This is a genomic window from Pseudomonas sp. WS 5079 (assembly GCF_012985465.1).
In the GTDB taxonomy this organism is placed as follows: Bacteria; Pseudomonadota; Gammaproteobacteria; order Pseudomonadales; family Pseudomonadaceae; genus Aquipseudomonas.
This window is the reverse complement of sequence record NZ_JAAQWN010000009.1, coordinates 1-12862: the sequence shown is the minus strand read 5'-3', so window position 1 is coordinate 12862 and position 12862 is coordinate 1. Positions and strand designations below refer to the sequence as shown.

The 12862-nt window shown below is 62.9% G+C and carries 10 protein-coding genes; 5 read left to right on the top strand and 5 right to left on the bottom strand.

Features of this window, described 5'->3' with window-relative positions; genetic code table 11:
* The first annotated feature begins 67 nt into the window (after window positions 1-67).
* From HBO05_RS22435 to HBO05_RS22420, 4 genes are all read left to right on the top strand, one after another.
* Window positions 68-616 carry a fimbrial protein gene (locus HBO05_RS22435; RefSeq protein WP_169954308.1) on the top strand — a complete coding sequence of 183 codons (549 nt, stop codon included), beginning with the start codon at window positions 68-70 and terminating at the stop codon, window positions 614-616.
* Window positions 617-769: 153 nt separating this feature from the next.
* Complete coding sequence (locus HBO05_RS22430; RefSeq protein ID WP_307830297.1) at window positions 770-1435, top strand: fimbria/pilus periplasmic chaperone; 666 nt, start codon at window positions 770-772, stop codon at window positions 1433-1435.
* A gap of 171 nt (window positions 1436-1606) precedes the next feature.
* Window positions 1607-4066: a fimbria/pilus outer membrane usher protein gene (locus HBO05_RS22425; protein ID WP_346343165.1), complete on the top strand. Its 2460-nt coding sequence runs from the start codon at window positions 1607-1609 to the stop codon at window positions 4064-4066.
* The gene (locus tag HBO05_RS22420) at window positions 4063-5190 is read left to right on the top strand and encodes a fimbrial protein (RefSeq protein WP_170043073.1); all 1128 of its coding nucleotides are present in this window, start codon (window positions 4063-4065) and stop codon (window positions 5188-5190) included. Before HBO05_RS22425 ends, HBO05_RS22420 begins: the two co-directional genes overlap by 4 nt.
* Before the next feature lie 20 nt (window positions 5191-5210).
* Here HBO05_RS22420 and HBO05_RS22415 read toward each other — a convergent pair whose 3' ends face one another.
* From HBO05_RS22415 to HBO05_RS22395, 5 genes are read right to left on the bottom strand one after another with little or no spacing between them, the layout of a single operon-like run.
* Window positions 5211-6476 (bottom strand): FAD-dependent oxidoreductase, encoded by a 1266-nt coding sequence (locus HBO05_RS22415; RefSeq protein WP_172314081.1) that lies wholly within the window; start codon window positions 6474-6476, stop codon window positions 5211-5213.
* 2 nt (window positions 6477-6478) lie between these two features.
* Complete coding sequence (locus HBO05_RS22410; RefSeq protein ID WP_172314079.1) at window positions 6479-8050, bottom strand: aldehyde dehydrogenase (NADP(+)); 1572 nt, start codon at window positions 8048-8050, stop codon at window positions 6479-6481.
* Window positions 8051-8105: 55 nt separating this feature from the next.
* Window positions 8106-9053: a dihydrodipicolinate synthase family protein gene (locus tag HBO05_RS22405; protein WP_169954303.1), complete on the bottom strand. Its 948-nt coding sequence runs from the start codon at window positions 9051-9053 to the stop codon at window positions 8106-8108.
* Window positions 9054-9097: 44 nt separating this feature from the next.
* Complete coding sequence (locus HBO05_RS22400) at window positions 9098-10024, bottom strand: 4-hydroxyproline epimerase (protein WP_172314077.1); 927 nt, start codon at window positions 10022-10024, stop codon at window positions 9098-9100.
* Window positions 10025-10050: 26 nt separating this feature from the next.
* Window positions 10051-11667, bottom strand: a complete 1617-nt coding sequence (locus tag HBO05_RS22395; RefSeq protein ID WP_172314075.1) for an APC family permease — start codon at window positions 11665-11667, stop codon at window positions 10051-10053.
* A gap of 200 nt (window positions 11668-11867) precedes the next feature.
* On the opposite strand from HBO05_RS22395, the gene HBO05_RS22390 reads away from it, so the two are divergent.
* On the top strand, window positions 11868-12635 hold the full coding sequence (locus HBO05_RS22390; RefSeq protein WP_169956941.1) for an AraC family transcriptional regulator: 768 nt from the start codon (window positions 11868-11870) through the stop codon (window positions 12633-12635).
* Window positions 12636-12862 lie beyond the last annotated feature (227 nt).

The following is a 12862-nucleotide window of genomic DNA, read 5'->3' as shown; positions in this document are numbered from 1 at the left end:
ACAGAAGCTCTCCGATAAACGGAGGCTTTACAACTTACTGTAGAACATCGCTCTCTCGGAGTTACTCATGAATTACAAAGCCCGCGCCCTCGCTGTACTGGTTGCTGCCACCGCCTCTACCGTTGCTCTGGCTTCAGACGGCAAAATCGATTTCAACGGCGAACTGAAAGCCGAAACCTGCAAGGTTGCGGTTAACGGCGCGGCTGGTGCGAGCCCGTCGACTGTCACGCTGCCAACCATCTCTACCGCTGCCCTGGGAGCAAAAGGCCAAGTGGCAGGCCAGACCGGTTTCAATATCGAGCTGAGCGATTGCTCTGCCGCGCTGAAAACAGCTGCTGCATTCTTTGAGTCGAGCGGCAGCGTTGATGCAACCAGCGGCAACCTGAAGAACGTGAGCGGTACTGCCACCCAGGTTCAGCTGCAATTGGTTGACGCAACCAATGGCAACGCGATCAAGGCCGGCAACACTGCGCAGGTCACTTCCACCAGCCGTATTGCCATCAATGCAACCTCCAAGGCCGCCATCCTGCCATACGCTGTCCAGTACTACGCTCAAGCCCCGACCACTCCGGGTACCGTAGTTGGCTCCGTGACTTACTCCATCAATTATCAGTAAGTCGCCGCTCATGGATACACGCCCTGTTCAGCAACAAAAGGGCGTGCTTCCAGGCAGCAACGGGATTACGTAATGCCTTGCACATCTGCCCTCAGACAATTGCTCCTGGCAAGCCTTGTGACACTGACGTGTTCCCAGGCTATCGGGGGTGTAGTGATTACCGGAACCCGCCTGCTCTACCCGGCGGACCAGAAAGAAATCACGGTAAAACTCAACAACAATGGCACGCAGCCAGCGCTGATCCAGTCGTGGATCGACACCGGCAGCGTCGAGTCGACTCCGACCAGCTCCAAGGCGCCGTTCCTGCTTTCACCGCCGGTGGCGCGCATCGATCCGACCAAGGGCCAAAGCCTGCGGGTGTTGTTTACCGGGGCTCCAATGGCCCAGGACAAAGAGTCGGTGTTCTGGCTCAACGTATTGGAAATTCCACCCAAGCCCGAGGCGGGTGCAGATATCAATACGCTGCAAATGGCATTCCGTTCGCGGATCAAATTGTTTTATCGCCCGACCGGCTTGCCAGGCACTGCCAGCGAGGCGATCGAGCAGGTGCAGTGGCAATTGGTGCCCGCACGCGATGGGCAAGGCTTGGCCTTGCAGGCCTTCAATCCGTCGGCGTTCCATGTTTCGCTGATCGAGTTGGAACTGGTGGCTGGCGCCCAGCGTGAGCGCAGTGAAGACGGCATGATCGCTCCGGGTGAAACCCGCCAATTTGTGCTCCCAACGCTCAAGGTCCGACCGGCTGCGGGTGCTCAGGTGGAGTTCAGCGCCATCAACGATTACGGCGCACTGATCCCGACCCGTAAAGCACTCAAGCCCTGATTAAACCTCAAGTTTTTTAGTCGCGAGTCATTTATGTCGACCTCTTCCAGCTGCAGGCTTTCTCTGCGGGCGCGGCCTTGCTTCGCCTTGAATCCGCTCTCTGCCTTGATCCTAAGGGTATTGGCTATCGCCCCTGGTGCATGGGGTATACAGGGTGCGCTGGCGCAAGAGGTGCAGTTCAACGATGCGTTCCTGCCTGAAGACTCGCGCAATCTCGACTTGGGCGCCTACCAGACCGGCAACCCGGTGATGCCCGGGCAATACCGTGCAGACGTAGTGCTTAACGGCCAGTTGAACAGCCGCCAGGACATTCGCATCGACGCCCAGGCCGACGGCAGCAAGCCGGTGGTCTGCATGACGCGTAGCTTGCTTGAGCGTCAGGGCGTGGAGATGAGCAAGCTGTCGCCTGAAAGCACTTTGGCGCTGGACAGCCAGGGCTGTGCCGCCGTGGGCAGTCTGATCCCGGGTGCAACCGCGAATTTTTCGCCGGAAAACCAGGCCCTCGACCTGAGCATTCCCCAGGCGGCGCTGCGGCGCAATGTCCGGGGATACGTCAGCCCGGAACTGTGGGATCGCGGCGTGACCGCAGGCATGTTCAGCTACAGCTTCAATGGCAGCCGTAACCGTACCCGCAGTGGCAACTCTGATTCGGCATTCCTGGGCCTGCACACCGGCCTCAACCTGGGTGACTGGCGCCTGCGCCACAACGCGTCGATGAGCTGGCAGTCACGTCAGGGCTATAATTACCAAGCCCTGGACTCCTATGCGCAACGCGACATCACCGCGTTGAAAAGCCAACTGACGGTGGGCGAGTCCAACACCACCGGCGAGATCTTCGACACCCTGTCCTATCGTGGTGTGCAACTGGCCAGTGACGACCGCATGCTGCCCGACTCCATGCGCGGCTATGCCCCGGTGATCCGTGGGATTGCACGCACCAACGCCCGTGTGACCATTCGCCAGGCCGGCAACATCCTGCTGGAAACCACCGTGGCGCCCGGGGCATTTGTGATTGATGACCTGTATTCAACTGGCTACGGCGGCGACCTCAGCGTCAGCGTGGCGGAAGCCGACGGCACCGAGCAGAACTTCATCGTGCCCTATGCCTCGGTCAGCCAGTTGCTGCGCCCCGGTACCTCGCGTTTCAGCCTGACCGCAGGCGAGACCCGCAACAACTACGTCGACAAGCAATCGCGCTTGCTACAAGGCACTGTGCAATATGGCCTGAACAATACGTTCACCGGATTTGCCGGGATGCAGTCCAGCGATGACTACACCGCCGTGCTCACCGGCCTGGCGTTTGGCACGCCGATCGGTGCCATGGCCATCGACTTGACTCACGCCCAGACCGACCTGGCCACCGGTGCCGCCAAAGGGCAGAGCATGCGGGTGTCCTACAGCAAAAATGTGCTCAGCACGGGCAGTAACTTCACCGTTGCGGCTTATCGTTTTTCTACCAGCGAATACCTGGACTTCAGTAACGCCATGCAACTGCTCGATGCCGAGAAAACGGGGTGGGACACCAGCATGTTCGGGCGCCCGCGCAGTCGCTTTTCGGTCACCGCCGACCAGAGCCTGGGGGAGTGGGGGCAAGTGGCAATCAGCGGCTATGCGCAGAACTACTGGAACCTGCCGGGCAGTGATTTGCAGTACCAGTTCAGTTACAGCAAGCAGTTCAATCGCATCAGCTTCAGTGTGAACGCCAACCGCAGCCGAATGGGCCTGGGGGACATGGAAAACAGCTTTTTGCTGACCATGAGCATGCCTCTGGAATTTGGCGGTCCAGGCTTCAGCCCGCAAATGACCGCACAGGTAGGACGTGACTCCCAAGGCAACTACAGCGAGCAGGCCGGCATCAGCGGCACCGCTGGCGAGGACCGTCAATATGGCTACGGCGCGACAGTCGGCCATGACGGTGCCAGTAACAGCAAGAGCGCGGCCCTCAATGGCCAATACACCGGCGCGCGCGCCATGCTCAGCGCTGCCCTGGGACGCGGTGATGGCTACACCAGCGCCTCGGTGGGCGCGAGCGGCAGCGTGGTGGCGCATGCCGATGGGGTGACCATGACTCCTTATCGCGGTGAAACCATGGCGGTGGTCAGTGCCCCGGGTGCGCAGGGGGCCAAGGTGTCCGGCTACCCTGGCCTCAAGCTCGACAGCCGCGGCAATGCCGTGGTGCCGTACCTGCGGCCATATGAGTTGAACGAAGTGGCAATCGACCCTATTGGTAGCTCGCTGGACGTCGAGCTCAGCGAAACCAGCCAACAGGTGGCCCCGCGTGCCGGTGCGGTGGTGCACCTCAAGTACACCACCAACCAGGGCCGCGCAGTGTTGCTCAACGTACGCCTCGACGATGGCAGCAGCCTGCCCTTTGGTGCTGGCGTGACAGATATCGACGGCACCTCGGTCGGTGTGGTCGGGCAGGGTGGCCAGCTCTACGCACGGATCAAGCCACAAACCCGTCAGTTACTGATCAACTGGGGAAGCAAGACCCATCAACAGTGCGCACTGGTCATCCCGGCGGGCCCCGGCGAAGGGCAGCAATTGCAACAGGTAGACGCGGTTTGTGCGGCCGGTAAGCAAGTCGCTGGCAGCGTGCAGCCCAACACTCTTCAAAAGGTACAGTTATGAATATTGGCGCTTTGATCAAGGCGGGCCTGGCCGTCGCGGCATTGTGGGCGGCGGCGGGGACGGCCATGGCGGTCACCTGTACCTACATGGAGGGTATCCAGCCGGCCGTGGGCTCCATGCCATTGCAGATTTCGGCGATCACTATCGGGCGCGATCTGCCGGTGGGTACCGAGGTATATCGTCAGCGCTTCAGCATGGCTGCGGGCCAGGCGCCCAAGCTTGAATGCCTCTATGCCCCGTATCAGCAGTGGACTGAGATGACAGTCGACTCCAGTTATGCCATGGCCAATGTGTCCAGCGGGACCTACGCCAACAAGGTCTATAGAACCAGCATTCCGGGGCTGGGGGTTGCCTTCAACAGCTCGGGCGGCCTGCTGCCAAGGCAATCTGGCAAGGCATGGACCACATGCACATCTGGCTACAGGTGTTTGGTCCCATTTGACGGGCCTTCGAACTTTGAGCTGATCTTGATCAAACTGGGCGATGTAACGCCTGGTGTATTGGTGGGCAGTACGTTGCCGGTCGTCAGTCTGTTCGGCAACTTCGGCGATGCGAGAATGCGCGGCTTCAGTATGGGGATCTCCGGCAATATCCAGATTGTCTCGAGTACCTGCCGTACACCGGATGTCTCGGTGCCCATGGGCTCTCATCTGACCTCCAAGTTCACCGGGCTCAACAGCAGCACGGGCTGGACGGATTTTTCCATCGCTTTGAATGACTGCCCGGCGTTCAACGGGATCTATACGACAACGGGGCCGGCCTGGTCATCGCAAAGTGGCACGTCGCCTCTTGGTACGAATGTCGATAGTGGCTCTCTGGTGCGTAACACCCTGCAGTACCGCATCGACCCCGCGCGTACGGCGATCAACACGAATAACGGTGTACTGAGCCTCGACCCTGGCGCCACGGGCAGTGCGCCCGCCGCCACAGGGGTTGGCGTGCAGGTGCAGAACCGCAACGGCAACTCGGTCATCCTTGGGGCCAACCAAAGCAGCGGCCTCACCCTGCGCCCCAACGAGGGGAGTTATACGATCCCCTTGCGCGCCCGTTACCTGCAGACGGCGAGCACGGTAACCCCCGGCCCGGCGAATGCCTCGGCGACGTTTACGATTATTTACCAGTGATTGCTCCTGCAAGGCCTGCGTCAGAACCGATCCAACCGATAGGCCGCCAATGCCGGCAATCCCTGGGGCTGGGAGATCGGCGATACCAACTGGGCGACCAGCTCGGCAGTGACGGCCGCTTGCGTCAGCCCCAAATGTTGATGCCCGAAAGCGAGCAACACCTTGCCGTCGCACACCCGGTCGATGACCGGCAGCGAGTCCGGCAACGACGGCCGAAAGCCCATCCACGGCGTGGCGTCCTCAGCGCTCAGTTCGTCACGCAACAGGCCGTGGCTGAGCCGGTGCAACTGCCAGGCGCGCCGCATGTTCGGAGGGCGGTCGAGGCCGGCGAATTCCACGGTGCCGGCCAGCCGTAGCCCACCGCTCATGGGCGTCATGATGAACTTGCGCTCCAGCGAGGTGACGGCGAAGGGCAAGCGGTCTTGCTCATGGGGCAGCATCAGGTGATAACCGCGCTCGGTGTCCAGGGGCACCTTTTTGCCGGTCAGCGCCTGGGTGAGCCTGGCCGAGTGGGCGCCGCAGGCGATCACCACCTGGCGTGCGGCCAAGCGGCCCTGGTCGGTGATCAGTGCAACGCCCTGGGCCTGAAGCTGGCCATCCTGGACCTGGCGCTTGAGAAAGGTCACGCCGCTGGCCTTGGCGGCCTCGACCAGTTCGCACACCACGCGATACGGATCGAGGAAATGCCCGGTGCGGGGAAAGAACAAGCCCCCCTGGATCCGCTCGCTTAACTGCGGTGCCGCCTGTTGCACGGCGCTGGCTGACCAGCAGTCCACCGGCACGTTTTGCTGAGTCATGCGTGCTTGCAAACTTTCAATTGCTTGTCGCGACTCGGCACGCTCGAACACCAGCAGCGAGCCATCCTCGCGCATCAACTGGGGCCGGTCGATGTTCGCCAACAAGCGCTGCCAGGCGCCCAGGCTGCTTTCGTTGAGGGCACGGATACCGGCGACCGTGCGCTGGTAAGCGGCCGGGCGCAGGTTTAACAAGAGGCGAGCAAACCAGGGCAGCGCACGGGGCAGGTATTTCCAGTCCAGGCGCAGCGGGCCCATGGGGTCCATGAGCATCGCGGGCAGGCGCATCAGGATCGACAGGTCGGCGATGGGGAACACCTGTTCGGTGGCCAGATGCCCGGCATTGCCGAACGAGGCGCCCATCCCCGGTTCCTGCTGGTCGATGACCACCACGCGCCGGCCCTGGCGCGCCAGTTGCAGCGCGCAGGCGACGCCGATGATGCCGGCGCCGACCACTGCAATGTCGATCTCGGGTTGACGGTTGTCTTGCATGTTCAGGCTTCTCTCTGGCCGTCGAGCAAGCGTCGCAACGCCAGCGGGTTGTCTTGTTTCAGGGCTGCGGGCAGCAGGCTGTCGGGGAAATCCTGGTAGCACACCGGCCGCAGGAAACGCCGGATCGCGGCGGTGCCGACCGAGGTCGAGCGCGAATCCGAGGTCGCGGGGAAGGGCCCGCCATGCACCATGGCATCACACACCTCGACCCCGGTCGGCCAGCCATTGACCAACAGCCGGCCAGCCTTGCGCTCAAGGGCCGGCAGCAATGCCCGTGCCTGCTCAAGATCGTCCTGATCCAGGTGCAAGGTGGCGGTCAACTGGCCTTCGAGGTGCTCGGTCACTTGGCGCATTTGCGCGTTGTCGGCGCACTGCACCAGGAGCGAGGCGGCGCCGAAGACTTCGGCCTGCAAATGCGGGTTGGCAAGGAAGTCTTGCGCGTGGGTGGTAAACAGCTGCGCCTGGCATTGGTTCGGCCCTTGCGCCGGCAACCCGCTGGCTACGCAATGGGCATGCTCGGCCAGTGCGCCGACGCCCGCTTCATAGGCCTGGAAGATGCCCGGGGTGAGCATGGTCTGCGCCGGGCTACGTTGCAGCAAGTCGCTGGCGAGGCTGACAAACTGCTGCAGTTGCGGACCTTGAACCGCAATCACCAGCCCGGGATTGGTGCAAAACTGCCCGGCGCCTTGGGTCAACGAGGCGACAAACCCTTGCGCCAGCGCTTCGCCGCGCGCCTTGAGGGCGGCCGGGAACAGGTACACCGGGTTGATCGAACTCATTTCCGCATACACCGGGATCGGCTCCGGCCGCGCCTGGGCCGCCTGGCACAAAGCGATGCCGCCACTTTGCGAGCCGGTAAAGCCCACCGCCTTGATCCGTGGGTCGCTGACCAGGGCAATCCCCACTTCGCGGCCAGCGCCGTACAGCAGCGAGAACACACCTTCGGGCAGGCCACACTGCTTCACGGCACGGGCCAGCGCATGGCCCACCAGTTCGCTGGTGCCGGGGTGGGCGCCGTGGGCCTTGACGATCACCGTGCAACCGGCGGCGAGGGCTGAAGCGGTATCACCGCCGGCCACCGAGAACGCCAGCGGGAAGTTGCTGGCGCCGAATACGGCCACCGGCCCCAGCGGCACCTGGCGTTGGCGCAGGTCGGCACGGGGCAGGGGCTGGCGGCCTGGTTGGGCGCTATCGACGCGCACGTCCAGCCATTCGCCGGCGCGTACGGTGCGGGCGAAGGTGCGCAGTTGCTGGCAGGTGCGGCCCCGTTCGCCTTGGATCCGCGCGAGGGGCAAGCCGGTTTCGGCCACGGCACGCTCGAGCAGTTCATCGCCCAGGGCTTCGATTTCGCTGGCGATGGTTTCGAGGAATTCAGCACGCGCCGCCAGGGATGTCTCGCGGTAGCTGTCAAAGGCTGACCACGCCAGCGCGCAGGCCTGGGCGACCTGCTCGCTGGAGCCGCCGGGATAGGCCGGCTCCAGCGCAGCATCAGTGGCTGGGTTGATCGCGCGGATGGCTGCGCGGGTGCCGGCAATGGAGTGCTGACCGATCAGCATAGTGCCTGTCAGAGTCATGGTCTGTTCCTGAAATAAGAAGGAACGCCGCTGTGCAACAGCGGCGTACGAGCAGTCAGTCGACGTTCTGTTCTGCCGACCAGTTGGCGTACCACTGGCGGAACAGCGCGTACTGATGCTCGGCATACCGGCGTTGGGCATCGCTCAGTACATCGCTTTGGTTGAAGTGCAGGCTGTACTCCAGGTCGCCATTGAGCACCATCAGGTGCTTGTAATAGAGCACCAGGTCGCAGCCTTCATCGAAGGACGACAGCACCGCCAGCGCCGCTTCCAGCTCACGGGCCTGGCGCCGGGCCTTGGCATCGCCCTTGGCGGCCTGCTTGCTCAGGGCCACGAGTTGCAGGACTTCCCGTGGCAAGGCGTTGCCGATGCCGGTGATCGCGCCGGTGGCGTTGCAGTTGACGAAACCGTGCACCACCTGGGTATCGACACCAACCATCAGGGTCACGGCATCGTCCTTGGAGGTGATGTGTTCGGCGGCGTAGCGCAGGTCGGCGCCGCCGCCGAACTCCTTGAAGCCGATCAGGTTCGGGTACTCGCGGCGCAGTTCAAAGAACAGCTCGGCGCGGGTGGCAAAGCCGTAGTAGGGGCTGTTGTAGATCACTGACGGCAGGTTCGGCGCGGCGCTGAGGATCGCCGCGAAATGGGCTTTTTGCGCGCTGGCTGAAGCGCCACGGGACAGCACCCGCGGGATGACCATCAAGCCATGGGCGCCGACCTTGGCCGCGTGGGCCGCATGGGAGACCGCCTCACGGCTGTTGACCGCGCCGGTGCCGACGATGGTCGGGATGCCCGCCGCCACCAGGCGCGCCACGCCTTCCTGGCGCTGGGCTTCGGTGAGCAACGGCCAGTCGCCCATGGAGCCGCAGTACACCACGGCGCTCATGCCGATATCGATCAGCTCGCGGCCCTTGGCGACCAGGGCGTCGAAGTCCGGCTGGCGCTCGGCGGTGCACGGGGTCATCAGGGCAGGGATGCAGCCGGTGAAGATGTTATCGCTCATGGTTCTAGCTCCTTGGAAGGGTCTGTTTAAAAGCTGCCGGGTGCTCAAATGCCCCAGGCGAAAGGGTCCTGTTCGTCGATCAGCAAGGTGCTGTCGGCGGTCATATAGGCGCGGCCGGTGATGAAGGGGCGGATGTGTTCGCCCTCCCATTCAAAACGGCCTTCGAATTGGCTGGCGGTGATGCTGGCTTGCACCCAGGGCTCACCGGCCTGAAGTTTTCCGTCGGCGGCCAGGCACGCCAGCTTGGCGCTGGTGCCGGTGCCGCAGGGCGAACGGTCGTAGGCTTTGCCGGGGCACATGACGAAGTTGCGGCTGTCGGCCTGCTCGTCATCGGCGAACAGTTCGATGTGGTCGATCAACGCGCCGTCTGCGCCAAGGATGCCTTGGGCTTCGAGGGCCTTGAGCATCGCCCAGGTGAAGTCGGTGAGGGCCTCGACATTGGCCATGTGCACACCCTGGCCGTGCTCGGACACCAGGAAAAACCAGTTGCCACCCCAGGCGATATCGCCGTAGATCCGGCCATGCCCCGGCACCTCCACGGGCACCTGCTGGCGATAGCGATAGGCGGGCACGTTGCGCAGGGTGACCGCGCCGTCCTCATGCAGGGTGGCGCTGACCTCGCCCACCGGCGTGTCGATGCTGTGCACCCCTGGCGCGATGCGGCCCAGGTAGTGCAACGAGGCGACCAGGCCGATGGTGCCGTGGCCACACATGCCGAGGTAGCCGGCATTGTTGAAGAAAATCACCCCGCAGGTGGCCCCCGGCGAGACCGGCTCGCAGTACAGCGCGCCAACCAGTACATCGTTGCCACGGGGCTCCAGCAGGCAGGCGCGGCGCCATTGGTCGTGTGTGGTGCGCAGGCTGTCGAGCTGCTCGGCGATGGTCTGGCCGGCCAGCTGCGGGAAGCCATTGATGATCAGGCGCGTCGGTTCGCCGCCGGTGTGGGAGTCAATCACATGCAGTCGTTTCATCCAGCTATTCCTTGGTGATTGGCCAGTTATGCGTTCGCCGGGTGCATGCCGCTCGCGGGCAGCACGGCTTCGCTTTCGTCGTCTTCGTGTTCCAGTTCCACCAGGTGCGCCGGCACGCCGGTGGCGGCGCCCCAGTAGTAGATGCCCAGGGCGCAGGCGGCGACGACCAGGGTGTCGAAGGGATGGCTGAGCACGCCCAGGCCGCCAAAACTGCCGAGTTTTGATAGCACCATGGTTACGGCGTAGAAGCCGATCAGCCACGCGCTGGAACGCACTTGCTGGGCGATGTTCAGGTGCTGGGTCGGCACCAGGCGACGGCACAGCAGGTACACCACAAACATCACGATTTGCAGGCCCAGCAGCCAGGACACGGTGCTCCAGCCCGACCAGTAGACGATCAGCGCGGCGATGATGAATGACAGCGGGCCCAGCACACTCATCCACTTGACCCGGAACGGGCGCGGCATGTCCGGCGCATTGCGTCGCAGCGCCGCCACGCACACCGGGGCCACGGCGTAGCTCAACACCAGGGCGGCGGACACCACATTGATCAGCGCCTCCCAGGACGGGAACGGCAGGGTCCAGAACACCGACAAGCCAAAGGTCAGCCACAGCGCCGGGCGCGGGATGCCGGATTTCTCATCGATGCGCGTGAAAATCTTGAAGAAGGTGCCTGTCTGCGCCCAGCCATAGATCACCCGTGGCGTGGCGTTCATGTAGATATTGCCGCAGCCGCTGGGGGAGATCACCGCGTCGGCCACCACCAGGTAGGCCAGCCAGCCCACCCCCAGGGCCAGGGCGATATCGCGATAGGGCAGAGCCAGTTCCTTGCTGATGCCGGCCCAGCCATTGGTGAGCATTTCGGTGGGCACGCCGCCGAGGAAGGCCACTTGCAGCAGCACATAAATTGCCGTGGACAGCAGCACCGAAAGGATCAGGGCAATGGGAATGGTGCGTTGCGGGTTTTTCACTTCGCTGGCCACCGAGATGATCGGCGTCAGCCCCAGATAGGCAAAAATCACCCCGCCGGCGGACACTGCCATTTCAATCCCCGACAGGCCGAACGGGGCGAACCCCTGGGAGTGGAAGTTGGCCGGCTTGAAAAAGGTGAACAGCACGCCGATCACCAGCAGCGGCACGATGAACTTGAAAATGCTGACCAGGTTATTGGCGATGGCGAAGGTCTTGACGCTGCGGTAGTTGAGCACGAAAAACAGGCAGAGCAGGCCGAACTGCACCAGCCAGCCGAGGGTGGTGGGGTCGCTGGAGCCGGCCTTGGTCAACTCGGGAAACCAGGCGGCGGCGTATTGCCTTGAGGCGACCACTTCAATCGCCACCAGGCTGGAAAACGCGATCAGTGTGATAAAGCCCATCAGGTAGCCCAGCAACGGGCCGTGGGAATACACCGGGTAGCGCACCACGCCCCCGGCACGGGGCAGGGCCGCGCCCAATTCGCAATACACAATGCCCAGCAACAGCACCGCAAAACCGCCGAGCAACCAGGAAAAAATCCCTGCCGGGCCTGCGATGGACGACACGTGACTGGCGGCAAACAACCAACCGGAACCGAAGATGGCTCCCAGTCCGATAAAAGTGAGGTCGATCAGAGACAGCTGTTTCTTGAACTTGCCTTGGGCTGACATAGCGGCGCCTTCTTGTGGGTTATTGGATAGGCATGCAGTGGCGCTACAGTGAACCCATCAGCCCGCTGGCGATTGATGTTTTGCGCGGTCATCAATGACGAATTCAGCACAATTGCCGGATGCGCAGCGGTGCTCGACAGGGCCATGGCCATCGGGCAATCTGCTGGCCCGGCGAGGCGATAAACGAGGCGGTGAGCGGCATGATGCACAACGCGTTTGCAACCCTGTGTCAAGGTGGCGAGCAGCGGCCACACAGCCTCGAACAGCTGCTGGCGGGCGTGGCCATGCTGTTGCCGATGCTCGACGTGATTCCCAATGCGACGATGTTTATTAAGGATGTGCAGGCGCGCTATGTCATGGCCAACCACACCCTGGTACAGCGTTGTGGCTTGAAAGACCGGCGCCCGCTACTGGGCAAGACCAGCGCCGAGGTGTTCCCCGCGCAGTTGGGGCCGGGCTACACCGAGCAGGACCGGCGCGTGCTCGAACAGGGCCTGGTGCTGGAGGATCAACTGGAGTTGCACCTGTACGGCAGCCGCGAACCCGGTTGGTGCCTGACCCACAAGTGGCCGTTATACAACCGCGAGGGCGCGATCATTGGCTTGGCGGGGATCTCGGTCGACCTGCAATCCGCCAGCGAGACCCACCCGGCCTATCAGCGATTGGCGGCGGTGGACGAGCACATCCGGGCCCATTTCAACCGGCGCGTGACCTTGGGTGAACTGACGCGCATCGCCGGCACGTCGGTGGCTCAGCTGGAGCGCTACTGCAAGCGCGTGTTCCACCTGACTCCCCGGCAAATGATCCAGAAAGTACGCCTGGAACATGCCCATCGCCTGTTGCATACCGAGTTGCCGATCACCGAAGTGGCCTTGCAGTGCGGCTACACCGACCACAGTGCATTCACCCGCCAGTTCAAGGCGTTGACCGGCTTTACGCCACGCCAGTATCGCCAGGCCACCCGCTAATGAGTGGGCGCACGTCCCTGTAGGAGCTGGCTTGCCAGCGATAGCGGCGGGTCAGCCAACATCAACCCCAGCAATGCCGCCGCCATCGCAGCCTCGCCAAGGCTCGACAGCTCCTACATTGATCCTCAGGGATTGGAGGATTGCATTTCACTGCCACCGCAGGATGCACACGGTACTCAATGTACGACGATCCAATGTAGGAGCTGGCTTGCCAGCGATAGCGGTGG